Annotated in this window: 17 protein-coding genes; 13 read left to right on the top strand and 4 right to left on the bottom strand. The window is 70.7% G+C overall.

What is annotated here, in order from left to right:
• The 10 genes from ACZ6ZQ_RS23630 to ACZ6ZQ_RS23675 all read left to right on the top strand — a co-directional run.
• The coding region (locus ACZ6ZQ_RS23630; protein WP_469770477.1) for a DUF5753 domain-containing protein at positions 1 to 494 on the top strand (494 nt) is incomplete at its 5' end.
• A complete protein-coding gene (locus tag ACZ6ZQ_RS23635; protein WP_469770478.1) occupies positions 454 to 729 on the top strand; it encodes a DUF397 domain-containing protein in 276 nt (91 codons plus the stop codon). The genes ACZ6ZQ_RS23630 and ACZ6ZQ_RS23635, both read left to right, overlap by 41 nt.
• Before the next feature lie 89 nt (positions 730 to 818).
• The gene (locus ACZ6ZQ_RS23640; RefSeq protein WP_469770479.1) at positions 819 to 1,970 is read left to right on the top strand and encodes a permease; all 1,152 of its coding nucleotides are present in this window, start codon (positions 819 to 821) and stop codon (positions 1,968 to 1,970) included.
• Between the two features lie 152 nt (positions 1,971 to 2,122).
• Positions 2,123 to 2,404 (top strand): hypothetical protein, encoded by a 282-nt coding sequence (locus tag ACZ6ZQ_RS23645; RefSeq protein ID WP_469770480.1) that lies wholly within the window; start codon positions 2,123 to 2,125, stop codon positions 2,402 to 2,404.
• A 155-nt stretch (positions 2,405 to 2,559) separates the two neighbouring features.
• On the top strand, positions 2,560 to 3,069 hold the full coding sequence (locus ACZ6ZQ_RS23650; protein ID WP_469770555.1) for a DinB family protein: 510 nt from the start codon (positions 2,560 to 2,562) through the stop codon (positions 3,067 to 3,069).
• Positions 3,070 to 3,345: 276 nt separating this feature from the next.
• Positions 3,346 to 4,536 carry an NAD(P)/FAD-dependent oxidoreductase gene (locus ACZ6ZQ_RS23655; RefSeq protein ID WP_469770481.1) on the top strand — a complete coding sequence of 397 codons (1,191 nt, stop codon included), beginning with the start codon at positions 3,346 to 3,348 and terminating at the stop codon, positions 4,534 to 4,536.
• A gap of 9 nt (positions 4,537 to 4,545) precedes the next feature.
• Positions 4,546 to 5,484 (top strand): sigma-70 family RNA polymerase sigma factor, encoded by a 939-nt coding sequence (locus tag ACZ6ZQ_RS23660; protein ID WP_469770482.1) that lies wholly within the window; start codon positions 4,546 to 4,548, stop codon positions 5,482 to 5,484.
• 89 nt (positions 5,485 to 5,573) lie between these two features.
• Positions 5,574 to 7,832 (top strand): acyl-CoA dehydrogenase, encoded by a 2,259-nt coding sequence (locus tag ACZ6ZQ_RS23665; RefSeq protein ID WP_469770483.1) that lies wholly within the window; start codon positions 5,574 to 5,576, stop codon positions 7,830 to 7,832.
• Between the two features lie 13 nt (positions 7,833 to 7,845).
• Positions 7,846 to 9,060: a lipid-transfer protein gene (locus tag ACZ6ZQ_RS23670; RefSeq protein WP_469770484.1), complete on the top strand. Its 1,215-nt coding sequence runs from the start codon at positions 7,846 to 7,848 to the stop codon at positions 9,058 to 9,060.
• 231 nt (positions 9,061 to 9,291) lie between these two features.
• A complete protein-coding gene (locus tag ACZ6ZQ_RS23675) occupies positions 9,292 to 9,723 on the top strand; it encodes a hypothetical protein (protein WP_469770485.1) in 432 nt (143 codons plus the stop codon).
• Positions 9,724 to 9,818: 95 nt separating this feature from the next.
• Here ACZ6ZQ_RS23675 and ACZ6ZQ_RS23680 read toward each other — a convergent pair whose 3' ends face one another.
• Positions 9,819 to 10,118, bottom strand: a complete 300-nt coding sequence (locus ACZ6ZQ_RS23680; RefSeq protein WP_469770486.1) for a hypothetical protein — start codon at positions 10,116 to 10,118, stop codon at positions 9,819 to 9,821.
• Between the two features lie 295 nt (positions 10,119 to 10,413).
• On the opposite strand from ACZ6ZQ_RS23680, the gene ACZ6ZQ_RS23685 reads away from it, so the two are divergent.
• The 3 genes from ACZ6ZQ_RS23685 (at position 10,414) to ACZ6ZQ_RS23695 (ending at position 13,458) form a co-directional block, all read left to right on the top strand.
• The gene (locus ACZ6ZQ_RS23685) at positions 10,414 to 11,004 is read left to right on the top strand and encodes an RNA polymerase sigma factor (protein ID WP_469770556.1); all 591 of its coding nucleotides are present in this window, start codon (positions 10,414 to 10,416) and stop codon (positions 11,002 to 11,004) included.
• A gap of 5 nt (positions 11,005 to 11,009) precedes the next feature.
• Positions 11,010 to 11,747 (top strand): hypothetical protein, encoded by a 738-nt coding sequence (locus ACZ6ZQ_RS23690; protein WP_469770487.1) that lies wholly within the window; start codon positions 11,010 to 11,012, stop codon positions 11,745 to 11,747.
• 268 nt (positions 11,748 to 12,015) lie between these two features.
• Positions 12,016 to 13,458 carry an MFS transporter gene (locus ACZ6ZQ_RS23695; protein ID WP_469770488.1) on the top strand — a complete coding sequence of 481 codons (1,443 nt, stop codon included), beginning with the start codon at positions 12,016 to 12,018 and terminating at the stop codon, positions 13,456 to 13,458.
• A gap of 30 nt (positions 13,459 to 13,488) precedes the next feature.
• Here ACZ6ZQ_RS23695 and ACZ6ZQ_RS23700 read toward each other — a convergent pair whose 3' ends face one another.
• The 3 genes from ACZ6ZQ_RS23700 to ACZ6ZQ_RS23710 form a co-directional block, all read right to left on the bottom strand.
• Entirely contained in the window at positions 13,489 to 14,121 is a 633-nt protein-coding gene (locus tag ACZ6ZQ_RS23700; RefSeq protein ID WP_469770557.1) for a response regulator, read from the bottom strand.
• A gap of 144 nt (positions 14,122 to 14,265) precedes the next feature.
• Positions 14,266 to 16,845, bottom strand: a complete 2,580-nt coding sequence (locus ACZ6ZQ_RS23705; protein ID WP_469770489.1) for a VWA domain-containing protein — start codon at positions 16,843 to 16,845, stop codon at positions 14,266 to 14,268.
• Between the two features lie 25 nt (positions 16,846 to 16,870).
• On the bottom strand, positions 16,871 to 17,659 hold the full coding sequence (locus ACZ6ZQ_RS23710; protein ID WP_469770490.1) for a hypothetical protein: 789 nt from the start codon (positions 17,657 to 17,659) through the stop codon (positions 16,871 to 16,873).
• Positions 17,660 to 18,143 lie beyond the last annotated feature (484 nt).

Consider the following 18,143-nt stretch of genomic DNA (forward strand, 5'->3'; position numbering starts at 1 on the left):
AGTACGCGCGGGCGGTGCTGGGCGTACGGGACGAGAGCAACCTCGACGCCAGGGTCGCGGCTCGCATCGAGCGGCAGCGCATCCTGGAGCGCGAACACCCGCCGCTGATCTGGGTGGTGATGAGCGAGGCCGTGCTGCACCAGGAGGTCGGCGGCAGGCGGGTCATGCGGAACCAACTCGCCCACCTCTTGGGTCTGCGCAGACGGGAGTGGGTGCAGGTACAGATCCTGCCGTTCGGGGCGGGAGCCCATGCGGGACTGATGGGCTCGTTCACTGTTCTGCGGTTCGAGGACGATCCGGATCTGGTCTACACGGAGGACTTCGTGCAGGGCCATATGACGGCCAATCCTCAAGCTCTCAGGGAGGGTTCGCTCCGTTACGATCACTTGCAGGCAGCCGCCCTCTCCGTGGAGGACTCGGCGGCACTCATCGCCCGCGTAATGGAGGAACGGTATGGGCACCATCCAGACCCTGACGGGCGCACGATGGCGTAAGTCGTCCTACAGCGGCGACACCGGCGGCGACTGCATCGAGTGCGCCCCCCTCGGCGCCGCCGACTGGCGCAAGTCGTCCTACAGCGGTGACACCGGCGGCGAATGCATCGAGGTCGCCCCCCAGCCCTGCCGTATCGCCGTCCGCGACTCCAAGAACCCCGGGGGCCCCGTCTTCGCCGTCGCGCCCACCGCCTTCGCGGCGTTCGTCACGGCCGCCGCCGAGGGCGACCTCTGACGCGAGCCTGACGTCCACCGGGGTGGGTGGGCGGTCCGCGGTCGTGTCAGCGGGCCGTCCTGTGCGCCCGTACCGCCAGGCTGGGCGGCATGGATGCCGCAGTCGACGCCGTGCTGCACGCCCTGGCCCTCACCGGGTCCATGGCGTGGGAGATCACCTGGGCCCTGATCCTGGGCTTCACGCTGTCCGCCGTTGTGCAGGCAGTGGTCCGCAAGTCCACCGTCGTCTCCCTCCTCGGTGACGACAGCCCGAAAAGCCTCGCTCGGGCCGCGGGCCTCGGTGTGGCGTCCTCGTCGTGCTCGTACGCGGCCGTCGCCCTCGCCCGGTCGCTGTTCCGCAAGGGGGCGAACTTCACCGCGGCGATGGCCTTCGAGATCGCCTCCACCAACCTCGTCGTCGAGCTGGGAATCATCCTGGCGCTGCTGATGGGGTGGCAGTTCACGGCGGCCGAGTTCGTGGGCGGCCCGATCATGATCATTGTGCTGGCGGTGCTGTTCCGGCTGTTCCTGACCGAAAGGCTGGTGCGCGAGGCCCGTGAGCAGGCCGAACGCGGCCGGGCCGGTTCAATGGAGGGCCACGCGGCCATGGACATGTCCATCCCGAGCGAGGGCTCCTTCTGGCACCGGCTGCTGTCGCGCGAGGGCTTCACCGCCACCTCGCACGTCTTCGTCATGGAGTGGGCGGCGATCCTGCGGGACCTCGTTCTGGGCCTGCTCATCGCCGGGGCCGTCGCCGCCTGGGTGCCGGACTCCTTCTGGAGCGCGTTCTTCTTCGAGGGGCATCCCCTGGCCGCGAAGCTCTGGGGCCCGCTGATCGGGCCGCTCGTCGCCATCGCGTCGTTCGTCTGCTCGGTGGGCAATGTGCCGCTCGCGGTGGTGCTGTGGAAGGGCGGGATCAGCTTCGGAGGGGTGGTCGCCTTCATCTTCGCCGACCTGCTGATCGTGCCGATCCTCAACATCTACCGGAAGTACTACGGGGCCAGGACGGCCGCCTTCATCCTGGCGACGTTCTACGCCGCCATCGTCGCCGCCGCCTACGTGGTGGAGTTCGTCTTCGGCGCCCTCGGGCTCATCCCGGACCAGTCCACCGCGAAGATCCCGAGCGAGGGCGTGTCCTTGGACTACACGACGTGGCTCAACATCCTCTTCCTGCTGCTCTCGGCCGTCTTCGTGGTGCGCTTCCTGCGCACCGGCGGGGTCGGGATGCTCCGTGCGATGGGAGGCGCCCCCAGTACCCCGTGACCCCCTGACCCCCTGACCCCGTGACCGGGTGTCCGGGTGTCCGGAACTCCGGCCGGGGGCGGGCCGGAGCGTGCCTACGGGTGTTCGGGCGGAAATTCGGACAGGATGGTGCAACCCCCGATTGTTCGACCCGGTACCGCTGTGGAGGCGTCATGGACACCTGGGCCACCTGGACCACCCAGGGAATCATCGCCGGCTCGGGCGGCGTCATGACCACCGAGGGCGGTCCCATCACCGGCGACCTGACGGTGCACACCACGTGGATCGAGGGCCAGGCGCAGGTGACCGTGCAGCACACCGGTGCGACCGAGTGGTACGCCGTGCAGGGCAGCCCCGTGCCCGCGGCCGACGAGGACACGGGCAGGGCCGTGCACCAGGCGGCCGTGGAGCTGGTCAAGGCAGGGGGCGGCGCCACCTTCACGTTTCCCGTCTGAACGCGGTCGCCGGTCGCCAGCCGCCGGCTGACGCGGATGCCCAATATCTGGTGGCGGACAGTGTCGGCGCGCGCGACCATGCCCAGATGGACTTGGATGCGCACGCCGACGAAGCGGCGGCGACTCGGTGGACGCGGTCGACCATCTATACCGACATGTGGGTTGATCCGGACGACGACCCGCGCGAGAGCGATGCCGAGACCGTCGATGAACGCAGCGCGCTGCTCGGCGGCCTGCATCACTACCGCCTCACCCTGGAAATGAAATGCACGGGCCTGGACGCCGAACAGATGGCCCGGCGCTCCGTACCGCCGTCCACGATGTCCCTGCTCGGGCTGGTGCGGCACATGGCCGAGGATGAACGACACTTCCGCCGGCTGGCCGGCGAGGACTCGCCCAGGATCTACCGCACCGCCGAAGACCGCGACGGCGACTGGAACGGCGCGACCGCCGACCCGGCCGTCGTGGAGGACGCCTGGCGTCAGTGGCGGGCCGAGGTGGAACTGACCGACCGGTTCATCGCCCGCTTCGCCGACCTCGGCGCACAACCCGGTGGGGACGGGCAGCTTCGCGACATCCTGGTGATGCAGATCGCCGAGTACGCGCGACACTGCGGCCACGCCGACCTCCTGCGCGAGCGGATCGACGGCCGAGTAGGCCAATGATCACTGCGCCCCGGAACTTCGCGGGGCTCAGCGGGACAAGTCAATCACCGGGCCGCTGCCTTGTTCGGAGGGGTTGTAGTAGGCGCTGGTGGGTCATGTGAGGCCGATCGATAGTTGGCCATCTCGATCCGTAGTTGGCCATCGCCCCGTTTCGACTGCCCAGGACAGGCCCAAGCGCCTGCCGGAGGGTCGGTGACCCGCGTCACACCTGGCTCCTGTCAGCAATCGGGGCGCCGTCTCGTTCAAGGGGCACGCGAACGAGACAGGAGCAACGCCATGAAGCACCGCATCGTCGTACTCGGCGCCGGCTACGCCGGGGCCTTCGCCGCCGGAAATCTGGCCCGTCGGCTCTCCCCCGCCGACACCGAGATCACCGTCGTCAACGCCGTGCCCGACTTCGTTGAGCGGATGCGGCTCCACCAGCTCGCGATCGGCCAGGACCTCGCGTTCCGCAAACTCGCCGAGGTATTCGCGGGCACCGGCGTGCGGCTGCGCCTGGCGCGTGTCACCGGTGTCGACCCCGAGCGCAGGACCGTCGCCGTGACCGGCAAGGACGGCGACGGCGAGCTCGCGTACGACACGCTTCTCTACGCGCTCGGCAGCTCCGTAGCCCACCATGGCGTCCCCGGCGTGGCCGAGTACGCCTTCGATGTGACCGGCCTGTCCTCGGCGCTGCGTCTGCGCGAGCGCCTGGCCGGCCTGGGCGAGGACGGCGCCGTGCTGGTTGTCGGCGAGGGGCTGACCGGCATCGAGACCGCCACCGAGTTCGCCGAGTCCCGGCCCGACCTCTCGGTCGCGCTCGCCGCCCGCGGCGAACTGGGCGCCTGGCTCTCCCCGAAGGCCCGCCGCCACCTGCGCCAGGCTTTCGACCGGCTCGGCATCACCGTCCACGAGCACACCGGCATCGAAGCTGTCGAGCCGACACGGGCGATCGCCGCCGGCGGTACGTCCATCCCGGCCGACGTGACTGTGTGGTCGGCCGGGTTCGCCGTGCACCCCATCGCGGCCGCCAGCGGCCTGGAGGTCGCCGAGACCGGCCAGATCGTCGTCGACCGCACCATGCGCTCGGTCTCGCACCCGGACGTCTACGCCGCCGGTGACTGCGCCTACGCGATCGGCGAGAACGGCCGGCCGCTGCCGATGTCCTGCGCCTCGGCCGGCTTCACCAACATGCAGGCGACCGCCGCGATCATCGCGCGCCTGACGGGCGGCGAGGTCCCGACCACCGGCCTGAAGTACCACGGCAACCACATCAGCCTCGGGCGGCGAGACGCGATCTTCCAGATGGTGGACGGGGACGTCCGGTCGAAGTCCTGGTACCTGGGCGGCCGGACCGCCGCGCGGCTCAAGTCGGGCGTGCTCAAGGGGGCCGGGTGGGGCATCGCCCACCCGACCTTCGGCATGCCGAAGCGCAAGCGCCGCCTGGCCACCGCGCCTGACCGGGTCGGTGTGAGGGTCGCCGCATAGGCTGTTCCGATGGACAGCGCAGCCATCGATCGGTTCGAGGCCGGCCGGGGCCGGCTGGCCTCGCTCGCGTACCGTCTGCTCGGCTCGGCGGCCGACGCCGAGGACGCCGTGCAGGACGCGTTCCTGCGCTGGCAGGCCACGGACCGGGAACGCATCGAGGTGCCGGAGGCGTGGCTGACCAAGGTCGTCACCAATCTCTGCCTCGACCGGCTCCGCTCGGCGCAGGCGCGCCATGAGCGCGCCGTCGGAGACTGGCTGCCCGAGCCACTCCTCGAGGGCGACCCGATGCTCGGCCCTGCCGATACCTTCGAGCAGCGCGAATCGGTGTCCTTGGCCGTACTGACCCTCATGGAGCGCCTCGCGCCGGTCGAGCGGGCCGCTTACGTCCTGCGCGAGGCCTTCTCCTACCCCCACGCCGAGATCGCCGGGATCCTCGACATCACCGAGTCCGCGAGCCAGCAGCATGTCCACCGGGCCCGCCGCCGGGTCGCCGCGGAGCGCCGCGGCGGCGACGAGGTGGACCCCGCGTCCGCGCGCCGGATCGTCGAGGAGTTCCTCGCCGCCGCCACGTCGGGGCGCACCGAACGGCTGGTGGCGCTGCTCACCGCCGACGCGACTGCGGTCTCGGACGGCGCCGGACTGGCCAGGCGGCTGCTGCGGTACAAGACGCGCGAGCGCATCGCCTCCTACGTGCGGGCCGGCTTCAAGCCCACTCCGGCGAAGCGGCGGCTGGCCGGCGGCTCCCCCACATTCCACATCGCGCTGGTCAACGGTTCCCCGGCCGTCCTCGCCGTGGTCGACGACCGGGTCGTGGGTGCCGTGGCGTTCGAAGTCAGCGACGGCAAGGTTGCGGCCCTGCGCGGCATCGCCGCCGCGGACCGGCTCGCGCGCCTCAATGTGGCCTGGCGGCAGAACGAACCCGACGCGCCGGTCATCAACGCATGGTGAACAGAGCCACCGGAATCCAGTGACCTGAGTCGGAGCATTTCGCGTATCTGACCTTCCATCAGATTGGAACGTGTTCTAATCTGCCGCGCATGGCCACCGGAAGCACGCGCAGCGCGGGAAGCACCGGAAGCACCGGAAGCGCCGGAAGCATCGGAATCACGCAGGAGCAGGGCGAGTTGGCGGCCTCCGTACGCAGCTGGCTGGCGCGGGCCGTGCCGCCCGAAGTCGTACGGAAACTGCTCGACTCACCGGGAGCCGGCACCGGTGGACGGCCCGCGTACTGGGACGCGGCCGCGGCGCAGGGGCTGCTCGGGGTGCATCTGCCTGAGGAGTACGGCGGCGGGGGCGGCACGCTCGTGGACCTTGCCGTGGTCCTTGAGGAGACCGGGCGGGCCGCACTGCCCGGGCCGTATCTGCCCAGTGTGCTGGCCTCCGCCGTGCTGATCCGTGCCGGGCGGGGCGAACTCGTACGCGGCCTCGCCGACGGCCGGCGCATCGGGGCCGTCGCCCTCGGGTCCGGCACGCTCACCGCCACCCGTATCCCGGGCGGCTACCGCCTCGACGGCATCGCTCCTCCCGTGCTCGGCGCCGGGCCGGCGGATCTGGTCCTGCTCCCGACCCCGGCGGCCGGATGGCTCGCCGTGGATGCCGGTGAGCTCTCCGTACGAGGACACGAGAGTGCCGATCCGACCCGTCCCACCGCCGAGGTCACCGCGGACGGCGTCGTCGTTCCCGAGGACCGCGTCCTGGACAGCGGTGACATCACTGATAACGGCGACATCGGCGACGTCGGCGACATCGGCCCGGACCTCGTCGCCGACCTCGCCGCCGTGCTGTTCGCCGCCGAGGCGTGCGGAACCGCCGCCTGGGCGCTGCACACCGCCACCGAGTACGCGAAGGTGCGCGAGCAGTTCGGGCGGCCCATCGGACAGTTCCAGGCGGTGAAGCACCTGTGCGCGGACATGCTCGTACGCGTCGAGCAGGCACGGGCGCTGACCTGGGACGCGGCACGGGCGGCCGACGACGACTCCTCCGTCCGGGGGCTCGCCGCCGCACTCGCCGCCGCGACCGCCCTCGACGCCGCCTACACCTGCGCCAAGGACTGCATCCAGATCCTCGGCGGCATCGGCTTCACCTGGGAGCACGACGCCCACCTCCATCTGCGCCGGGCCCTCGTCGCCCGCCAGCTCCTCGGCCCCGGCGACGCACACCGGCTACGCGCCGTACGACTCGCCGCGGCCGGCGCCCGGCGCGAGCTGCGCCTCGATCTGCCGACCGAGGCGGAGCCGTACCGGGCGCGGGCGCGTGAGGTCATCGCCGCGGCCCGGGGCCTGGACCCCGGCGCCGCGCGCCGCGCCCTCGCGCCCTCGGGCTACGCCGCCCCGCACCTCCCGCCCCCGTACGGCCTCGGCGCCGGGCCGCTCCAGCAGCTCGCCGTCCAGCAGGAGATGCGGGCGGCCGGGGTCGAGGTGAGCGACCTCGGTATTGCGACCTGGGTGGTGCCGTCCCTCATCGCCTACGGCACCCAGGAGCAGAAGGACCGCTTTCTGCTCCCGACCCTGCGCGGCGAACTGCTCTGGTGCCAGCTCTTCAGCGAGCCCGGCGCCGGCTCCGACCTCGCGAGCCTGCGCACCCGCGCCGAGCGCACCGCGGACGGCGGCTGGCGGATCACCGGCCAGAAGGTGTGGACGAGCGCCGCCCAGTGGGCCGACCACGGCATCCTCCTCGCCCGCACCGACCCTGACGCCCCCCGGCACAAGGGCCTCACCTACTTCCTCGTCGACATGAAGGCCACGGACGGCATCGACACCCGGCCGCTGAAGGAGATCACCGGCGAGTCCCTCTTCAACGAGGTGTACTTCGACGGCGCACTGCTCCCCGCCGACGCCGTCGTCGGCGAGGTGAACGACGGCTGGCGGGTCGCCCGCAACACGCTCGGCAACGAACGCGTCCACATGGCCGACCAGTTGACCTTCGACACGGGGCTGGAGGAGCTGATCGCACGGGCGTCCGGCCTCGACGACACCTTCCGTGCCCGGATCGGCGCGCTCGCCGCCGAGGCGCACGCCCTCGCCTGCATCGGGCTGCGCACGACCCTCCAGCAGGTCGACGGCATGGAGCAGGGCGCCGGTGCGTCCATACGCAAGCTCGTCCAGACCCCGCACCAGCAGAGGGTCGCCGAACTCGCCCTCGAACTGCTCGGTCCCGCAGGCGCGGTCCGGGAGGGGCCGGGCGAACGGGCCGTGCACGGCCTGCTGATGTCCCGCTGTCTGACGATCGCGGGCGGCACCACCCAGGTCCAGCTCAATGTCGTCGCCGAGCGCATCCTCGGCCTGCCGCGAGACTGAAGGAGTCCGTCCGGTGAAGACCTACATCGTCGGTGTCGGCATGACGAAGTTCGAGAAGCCCGAGTCACGCGACTGGCAGTACTGGGACATGGCCAAGGAGGCGGGCGGCGCCGCCCTCGCCGACGCCGGGATCCCGTACGACCTCGTCCAGCAGGTCCCTGTCGGCTACTGCTTCCAGGCCTCCACGGCCGGCCAGCGCGCCGCGTACGAACTCGGCCTCACCGGAGTCCCCGTCTACAACGTCAACAACAACTGCGCGACCGGTTCGACGGCCCTGATGATGGCCCGGCAGTTCGTCGCGGGCGGCCTGAGCGACTGCGTCCTCGCGCTGGGCTTCGAGAAGATGAAGAAGGGCGCGCTCGGGGGCGGAGCCGACGGGGGTGCCCGTGGCGGAGCCACTGATGATTGGAGCAAGGTCTCGCCCGTGGCCCGGCATTACGGGATCATGGCCGCCGCCCACGGCTTCGAGATGACCCCGCCCACCGCCCAGATCTTCGGCAACGCGGCCCGCGAGCACATGGAACGGTACGGGACGACCCCACGGCAGCTCGCCGCGGTCGCCGCCAAGAACCACCGGCACTCGGCCGGCAACCCCAAAGCCCAGTTCCGGGACGTCTACGAGGTGGACGAGATCCTGGCCGCCAAACCCATCCACCAGCCGCTCACCAAGCTCCAGTGCTCGCCCACCTCCGACGGCGCCGCCGCGGCCGTCGTCGTCTCCGAACGCTTCGTCGTCGAGCACGGCCTCCACGACAAGGCCGTCGAGATCGCCGGGCAGGCCATGACCACCGACACCGCCGACTCCTTCGCCTCCGGCTCCTGCATCGACGTCGTGGGCAGGCCCATGTCGCGGACGGCGGCCCGGCAGGCGTACGAGGCGTCCGGCCTCGGCATCGACGACATCGACGTCATCGAGCTGCACGACTGCTTCTCCGTCAACGAGCTGCTGACGTACGAGGCGCTCGGCATGTGCGCGGACGGCGAGTCCGGGAAGCTCGTCGAGTCCGGGGCGACGACGTACGGCGGCCGGTGGGTGGTCAATCCGTCCGGCGGGCTGATCTCCAAAGGGCATCCACTGGGCGCGACAGGACTGGCCCAGGCCGCGGAGCTGACCTGGCAGCTGCGCGGCGAGGCGGGGGCACGCCAGGTCCCGGGTGCCAGGACCGGACTCGCGCACAACATCGGGCTCGGCGGGGCCGCGGTCGTCACCGTACTGCGAAAGTCCTAGTTCCTAGGTCCTAGGACCCGGTCCCGCGGATCCGGCCTGATGTACCCGGGCCGGACCGGTCAAGACAGCCGATCATGAACCATTTGCCGGTCTGTCCCGTATATCCCTTGTGCCGATCGCAGGGGACCGGCCATGCGCTCGAGTCCCCTGGATATCCACGGCCCATCGGGTCCCACCTGCAGGCACATGCTCATACCGGTTCGTCGCCGGAGTTCCTTGCCAGGAGGTCTGATGCACTCCCGTTTGTACCCCCGTTCTGTTGAGCTCGTGCTGCGGGGGGCCGGTGTGCTCGCTGCTCTCCTCAGCGCTGTCATTCACCTCGCCATCACGCCTGAACACCTTGAGGAGGTGCCCTACATCGGAATCCTCTTCGTCGTCGGCAGCGCCGCGCTCCTTCTCGCCGCCGCGGGCCTGTTGCTGCGGAACCCGCTCCCTGCCTGGTGCGTCGGTGCACTCGTCAGCGGTGGCATGATTCTCGGCTTCGCCCTGTCCCGCACGGTCGGGCTGCCGGACTACCGCGAAGTGGGGTGGGATCCCCCGTACGGGATTCTGTCCGTGATCGCTGAGGTCGTGTTCCTCGCCTCCTTTGCCGCCTGGTACGGCAATCACAAGGCGCGTGCTCTGGCCGTTCCCGCCGGCATCAAGGTGCCTGCAGGCAAGTGACATCGCCGGCACGGCTGCGCACAGCTGCGCACGGCATCGCCGCAGGGCGACTCCCGCCGGACGACGCCCCTGCACGCCCGAGCCCGGGGGCCCGCTCAGTATCCGGTGCCGCCCGGAGAAGCGCCGCCCGCGCGTGCGGTGATCTCCGTTTCCATACCGAGGTCCTTGTGCCCGTCGACGGGGCAGTACACCTCGTACGTACCGGGCTTCAGGGTGACGTCGAGGCTCGCGGACTCTCCCGGCCCCAGCGTCGGGGTCCGTCGCTCACCGCCCGGACCTTCGATCTCCAGCGCGTGCTCGTACTGACCGGTGTTCTTGGCGACGAAGGTGTAGTCCCCGGCCGTGAAGACCGTCTTCGGCAGCGTGAGACGGAAGTCGGCCAGGGTGACGTTCACGGGTGTCGCTCCCGGCCGGCCCGCCGGCTCCGGCGGTCGGCTTACGTCCGTGCCCCCGCCGCAGGCGGCGAGCACACACACCAGTGCTCCGGCGGCCGATCCGCGCACCACCCGCGTCCGGACCGGCGCAGATGTCCTTCGCATCTCGGATCTCCTCCTCCACAACGTTCCGTACCGCATTGTGTACGGAACGCCGACGCCAATGGATTGCGTGAGGAAGCCGGACGACAATGGGCCGGTGGATTTCCGTGGCCCTCAGGCAATCTCCTGGGCGGGGCGGGCCGTATATACGGGTATGCAGAGGTTTCGGTTCCCGGCCGGCCGCCTCTCGGACGAGGCTCTGCTGTCCGGACTGGCCACGGGCGACCCCGAGCTCACCGTCACCTTCGTGCGGCGGTTCCAGCACACGGTGTTCGGTGTCGCTCTCGCCGTCCTCGGCGATCCGCAGCTCGCCGAGGACGTCGCCCAGCAGACCTTCGAGCGTGCGTGGCGGCACGCGCAGATCTACGACTCCCGCCGCGGATCGGTGGCGACATGGCTGACCAGCATCGCGCACAACCTCGCCATCGACACCGTCCGGGCCCGCCGCCCGGAGCCGGTGGCCCCGGAAGACCTCGACGCGCTCCTCGACGTTGTCACCGACACCCCTACCCCTGAGAAGCAGGCGCTGGCCGACGAGGCGTCGTCGAACCTGCGGGCCGCCGTGGCACGGCTCCCGCGCGAACAGGGCCGTGCCCTCGTGATGGCGGGCATTTACGGGATGACGGCTCAGCAGATCGCCGTCATGGAGCAGATCCCGCTGGGCACGGCCAAGACGCGGATCCGCACGGCGATGGGAAGGCTGCGCAAGGCACTCGCGGCTGAAGAAGCGAGGCGACCATGGTGAGAGACATGACCTGCGAGCAGCTTCGGCAGATCGGCGCCGAGCTGGCTCTCGGTGTGCTGCCGGGCCGTGAGCGGGCCGAGGCGGTCGCGCACTTGGACCGCTGCGCCGACTGCCGGGAGTACGTCGAGCAGCTGACCCTGGTCGGCGACGGACTGCTGGGCCTGCTGCCGGGTAGCGAGCCGCCGGTCGGGTTCGAGACCCGGGTGGCGCGGCGGCTGAGCCAGGCCGGGGCGGCGAGCGAGGGACAGGCGCGGCTGCGTGGCCGCGAGTTCTTGCCCACGGGGCTCCGCGGACGCGTACGGCTGCGCGTCGTGGCCGCCGCGGCCGCCCTCGCGCTCGGCTTCGGGATGGCCGGCTGGGCGGTCGGCACGGTCGCCGAGCAGCAGCGGGCAGCCTCTTCCCGGTCCGCCGAGGCCGGGGCGGGCATGCAGCACGCGGATCTGATCGCGGTCGGCTCCGGTCGGGAAGCGGCCGGTGAGATCTACGTCCATCCCGGGCCACAGGCATGGATGTACATGTCCGTCGACCTCGACGACGCCGGAATCACCTACCGCGGGAAGGTCTCCTGCCTACTGGAGCGCAAGGACGGCAGCACGGTCCGGGTCGGCACCTTCTCCGTGTACGACGACGGCTACGGCTATTGGGGAGCCCCGGTCTCCGTGGACCCGTCCACGCTCTCCGGCGCCCGCCTGACGGCCGCCGACGGCACGGTCCTCGCCAGCGCGCGCTTCGACGCCCGATGACCGGCGCGCGGCCGAGGCGCGCGGACGCATGCGGCGGCGGGACAGGGCAGGCGCTTGTCCCGTGTCAAGAGAAGTGGGCTGCTCCGGACAGGCGTCGATGTCCAGCAGCCGCCGGTGCGGGAGCAGTGTCGCCGACTGACGACAACGCAGCGAGCGTGCGTGCCAGGCGTCGCCGGGCAGACGGGACTTTGAAGACACGACCTACGACCCCGGTCCCGCGGACCGTACATCGAAATCCGGATGTACGGGCTGTCAGGTGCCTGAGAGCATGACGGTCATGGTCTCAGCCCCGTCAGACACAGCAGACCCCCGGATATCGGCTCAGGGCCGCCCGGCCGCACGTATGTGGGCGGTCGTCATGGCCGCCTGCGCCGGGCAGTTCCTCGTCGTCCTCGACGTGTCCGTCGTCAACACCGCACTGCCTTCCATGCGGGCCGACCTGGGGCTCAGCGCCGTCGGGCTGCAATGGGTGGTCAACGCGTACTCGATCGCCTTCGCCGGCTTCATGCTGCTCGGCGGGCGGGCCGGAGACCTGTTCGGGCGGAAGCGGATGTTCCTGGTGGGGCTCGGGCTCTTCACCGCCGCGTCGCTCGCGGGCGGGCTCGCCCAGGAAGGCTGGCAGTTGCTCGCCGCGCGCGCCGGGCAGGGGCTGGGTGCGGCGGTGCTCTCCCCCTCGACGCTGGCGCTGCTCACCTCCGCCGTGCCGGAGGGGCCGGCCCGGGCGCGGGCCATCGCCACCTGGACCGCGGTCGGTGCGGGAGGCGGCGCCGCCGGCGGGCTGGTCGGCGGGGCGCTGACCGACTCCCTCTCCTGGCGCTGGACGCTGCTGATCAATGTGCCCGTGGGCGCGCTGGTGCTGGTACTGGGCATGTGGTGGCTGACGGAGAGCCGCGGCGGGGAGGGCCGCCGGCTCGATCTGCCCGGCGCCGTACTCGTCACGGCGGGTCTTGCGACGCTCGCGTACGGCATCGTGCAGATCGAACAGGAAGGCTGGACCGCCCCCGCGACCCTGGTGCCCCTGGGCGCCGGACTCGCGCTGCTCGGTGCCTTCGTCGCGGTCGAGTCGCGGGCGAAGACGCCGCTGATGCCGCTGAAGCTGTTCCGGATGCGGTCGGTGTCCGCGGCGAACGCGGCGATGTTCAGCTGCGGCGCCGCCATGTTCTGCATGTGGTACTTCATGACGCTCTACGCCCAGAACGTTCTCGGCTACACCCCGCTGGAGGCCGGGCTCGCGCTGATGCCCAGCTCGCTGGCCGTGATCCTCGGCTCCAAGCTCGCCCCGCGGCTGATGCCCGTCGCCGGCGCCCGCAATGTCGCCGCCCTCGGGGTGCTGGTGTCCGCGGCCGGCTTCGGCTGGCAGTCCACGATGGACGCGCACGGCTCGTACGTGACCACGATCATGCTGCCCGGCATCGTGATGATGGCGGGCGCCGGACTCGGGGCAACGCCGCTCGCGGCTCTCGCCACCTCGGGGGCCGCGCCGGGCGACGCGGGCCTCGTCTCCGGGCTGATCAACACCTCACGGGTGATGGGCGGTGCGCTCGGGCTCGCCGTCCTGTCGACGGTCGCGGCGACCCGGACGGGCGGGGCGACGGATCCGGAGGCCCTGACCGCCGGATACGCGCTGGCGTTCAGGTCCGGCACGGGAATCCTGCTGGGCGGGGTGCTGCTGATGCTCCTCTGGCTGCCGAAGGACCGCCGCACGCGCTGACGTACGGGAGGCCGGGGGCGGAGCCCCCGGTTACAGCCAGCCCTGGCGGCGGGCCGCGCGGACCGCTTCCATCCGGTTGCGGGTCCCGGTCTTGCCGATCGCCGCCGAGAGGTAGTTGCGCACCGTCGACTCCGACAGATGCACCTTCACGGCGATGTCGGCGACCGTCGCCCCGTCCACCGCCGCGTTCAGCACATCCCGCTCACGCGGCGTCAGGGGGCTCGGGCCGGCGCTCAGTGCCGTCGCCGCGAGCGCGGGATCGATGACCGTCTCACCACGCAGAACGGCCCGGATCGCCTCCGCGAGCTCCTCCATGGGCCCGTCCTTGACCAGGAACCCGGCGGCCCCTGCCTCCATCGCCCGGCGCAGGTACCCGGGCCGCCCGAACGTCGTCAGAATCAGCACCCGGCAGTCGGGCACCTCGTCCCGCAACTCCGCGGCGGCGTCCAGACCACTGCGGCCGGGCAGTTCGATGTCCAGCAGCGCCACGTCGGGCCGCGCCAACTGCGCGGCCCGTACGATCTCGTCCCCGGCGGCCACCTGCGAGACCACCTCGATGTCCTCCTCCATCCCGAGCAGCAGCGCGAGCGCGCCGCGCATCATGCCCTGGTCCTCGGCGAGGAGAACCCTGATGGACTTGGCGGGGCGGTGATCCCGGGGCATTTCATCCACCGCTCAAGGATATGGCCGGACCACCCACCGGGCGCGGCCAACCGGCCTGGTCACCGGGACCACCACCGCCAGAACCTCCGGGACTGCCGGGACCACCGGACCGCCAGGATCACCGGGCGCACATCGAACACGGCGTCAGAAGGCCAGGAATCCCGATCTCACCCTCCCGAACTCGTTCATGAGCCGCACGGCCGGTACGACGGAGCCGCCCCGGGTCGAGGAGTCGCTGAACGACATCGCATGACCGAGCGAGTCGGTGAGGGTGATCAGCTTCCTGATCGTCACCTGGTCGTCCACGAACTCCTCGGCGGGGAAGACCCGATACGCCTGCTGGAGGGCCTGGATGTGGTTCGTCAGGCGCTTCTTGGCGGTGTCCCGGTCGCTCTCGTACAGGTCGTCGAGGGCGAAGAACGTGATCTCGCTCGTCCACAGGCCCACGGCGTGAACGGCCACGGTCTCGGCGGCGAGCGTCAGCGCGTCCGACAACGCGATCTCCCGGCGTCGGCTCTCGCGCGCCACCGTGTCCACGTACTGAACCGTCGCGGTGCCGATCCCCGACAGGCCCCCGTCGGGCAGCTCCAGGTGCGGCGGCACCTGGACTTCCAGCACCACCCAGTAGGTCTCGCCGAAGGCCAGATCCGGAGCGAAGATCCTGAGCCCCTTCTCCTCGGTGATCAGATCGGGCAGCGCGTCGGTGCCGTAGTCCTCGCGTGCACGCCGCGCCGAATCGGCCGCTTCCTGCTCGACCGCGGCCCGCGCTCTGGCATCACTGATGAGGTCGTGCCCGTACAGGTGCCAGACGGTGACCGCGGGGTCGATGTCGATGCGCAGCTGGATGTCGATCGCGGCGAGATGATCGCGGCGGCTGAGATCCTCGACGAGGCCGGCGCGGACCTGTTCCGGGCGGGTGACGAAAGTCGAATGCCCGCTGGCGATGCCCGCGAGCGCCGCGAGTTCGGGCATCCGCGCGTCCGAGCCGAAGCCGAAGCAGGACAGCTTCAGCTCGCCGCGCAGCTTCGCCGCGATGTTCTTCCGGATCTTGATCCAGTCGCGTTCGCCGGACGTCGGGTCGCCGTCGGAGAAGAGATAGAGGCGGTTCACGGTGCGGCCGCTGCTCGCCCTGCGGCTGATCTCGTCGATGCCGTACTGCACACCGAGATTGATGTCCGTCCCGCCGTCGGCGGTCAGCCGGGACACGACCGCGGCGAACCTGTCCTCGGGCAGATCGGCCTTCCGGGTCGCCTTCAGAAGGGTGTCCGTGCGGTGGTCGAAGGTGACGATGCCGAGGGAGTCCGACGGGCGCAGCCGTGTGTAGATCTCCTGCAGCGCGGACTTGACGGTGTCGAGCTTCCCGCCGGCCATCGAGGCGCTGGTGTCCACGACGAAGACGAAGTTCACCGGGAGCGGTTCCTTCGCGGACGCGCCGTCGTCCTCCGGAGCCGCGGCGCCTGCCTTCAGCGCGATCTCGACGAAGTGGGTCGTCGGCTCGTGTGCCTTGAAACCGCCCGGTACGGGGGCGAGTCCGTGGCTGACGGCGATCGCTTCCTCCGGGGGCGGTCCGGGTACCTGTGCGGTGCGCGCGGCGACGAAGTCGTCGAACCTGATCTGCTCCTGGTCGATGAGAACGCCGCTCTCGATCAGGTCGGAGACCCCGAGCGCCGACCTGGTGCCGTAGGAGTTGTTGCGCCGGTAGAAGAGGCCGTCGTGGGGGAGAGGGACGCTGGGGTCGCGAGGGGCGCGGGTGCCGATGCCGAAGTGCCCGCCCGGGGACGCGCCGAAGTAGTTCGATACGTTGGCCCCGTGGGCCATGGCCCACGCAGAGGCGCCGCTCACAACGATCTGTCCGGCCGCCGAGCCGTAGTGCCCGCTCAGTTCCTCCGGGGGTTCGACCAGCCGCCGGACCTGCTGCGGGCGGGCGACCTCATACCTGACGTCGCCGCCGTCCTCACCGCTGTCCATGGCCTCCGGCCGCCTGCGCATCCGGGCCATGGGCCCGGTGCGCTCGAACGGCACCCTGCTTCCCGCGTACACGACACGGCCCTGGATGATCCAGGGCACGAGCAGACCGTCCGGATCGCGCGTGACGCTGCCGAGCCTGCTCGGGTCGATCACATCGGGATGGACGACGACCGTCGGTACCCGGTCCAAGTCCTCCAGAACGGCCCAGCGATACGCGAAAGCGGCGTACGACTTCCTGTCGTCGAGCACCCCGACGGTGCGCAGACCGCATTGCGCCGCGTAGCCGTCGCATGCCGCCTTCCTCCGAGCCGCCTCCTCCGGGGGAACGGTCGGGCCGTGGGGGAGGGCAGTCAGCAGGTAGGCCCGTCCGTTCGACAGCTCGTCGTGCTGGACGAGGGGAGGTGTGGCTGGGTCGCAGACGCGGAGCGTGGCACCCATGGTGAGCAGGGCGTACAGCACCGCACCCGGCGTCGGCCCCCCGGCCGCGGGCATCCACAGCCAGTACCTGTCGTACGCGGGCTGGACGACCACCGCACCGCGAGGTTCCGCGCGTAACAAGTCGTCCACCTGCGCCCGCTCCCGGGCGACCGTTTCCATCGGTGCCAGCCCGTGGCGCCGGGCCAGCTCACGGCAGGCCCGTTCCGCGTCGGGGCCTGCCCACCTCAGAGGTGCTCTCACCGCTTCGGTCGGCTCGGCGATGTAGAGAACAGCGGGGACCGGGGACCCGGGTCCGCCGGAGTGGTTCGCCTCGTGCACGTTTCTGTGTCCCTCTCCGTGTCGTTCACCGGGGCCGGCGTCGGGCCACGGCCTGGGGGTGGCGGGCGGGAAGCGGGCAGCGTTCGTCCAGCTCGGTGCTGGTCCGCACCCGGGAGTCGAACATTCCCTCCGCTCTCATGCGCCTGAGCCAGACGTCCAGTTCGCTGCTGATTCCCTCACTGTCGGCAGCCAGCCGCACCGCTCTCTCGCGGTCCCCGGCGGCATGGCCGAGCAGCAGAAGCTTGATCTTCAGGGCGATGCCGTGTTCGTTCCGGGCATCGATCTTCAACGCCTCGTCGACGTATCCGGCGGCCACCGGAATGTTGGATCTCGCCAGAGCGATACGGGCCTTCCAGTACCAGAACTCCTCGGCCTCGCGGTCCACGCCCGCCGCTTCGAGCGCGCGCTCCGCCTGGTCGGGTTCGTTGTGGGCGACGAGCCTGGCCACCCTGGACAGCGAACGCTCCTCGTCCGGCCCGGCATCCTCCGGGCCGCGGCGTCCGCCACCCGCGAAGAGACGTCCGGTCACGAGGAGCACCGCGAGCAGGAAGGCCAGCAGCATGCCGACCATGATCATGAACTGCTGGGCGCCTTCACCCTTCGCCTGCGTGGCGAAGATCCCGAGGATCGCGATGGTGAACGCGAGCACGATCACGGCCCCGAAGAGCGCGGTCGCCTGCGCCGATGTCAGCGCCCTGAACATCTTGTGCCGAATGATGTCGCGGATGAAGTCCCGATAGAGAAGGAAGAGGACGCCGAGCGCCACCCCGCCAAATCCGGCTATGCCCCCGAGGATCTGGAACAGCTCCAACATGACACGGACTGTAGGGCCTTGGGCGCGTTAGCGTGAGCGAAATGGAGGATCCCCGGACGACGGGAACAGGCTCCTGCGAGATCCGCGAGACACCCGCTAAGGGCTAGCCCTTAGGACACCGTCTTCCCCTGCGCGTCCACGGGGAGTTCCGCCGTCACCCGGAACCCGCCCCGCGGAGCCGGGCCCGCGTCCAGGGATCCGCCTGCCGCGGAGACACGGAGCCGACGGACTTGGCGGCCCCGGTGAAGAGGACTGCTGTCGTCATGACCACGACGCTTCGGACCGGAGCGGTGGCTCCGGCAGATGCGCATGTACGGCCGCGGCAGTGACAAATGTCCTGCGTGGACACCGGGACACGACGATCTGACGTGGCGTCAGGAGTCTTCACAAGTCATGGGGGGTGCGTTATACATAGGGTCCAACCGGCCTAGAACGCGTTCTAGAACGGACGCGGGGAGCGGCCGGTCCCGCACGGCCTCGGTGC

This window comes from Streptomyces sp. NPDC053673 (genome assembly GCF_055585225.1).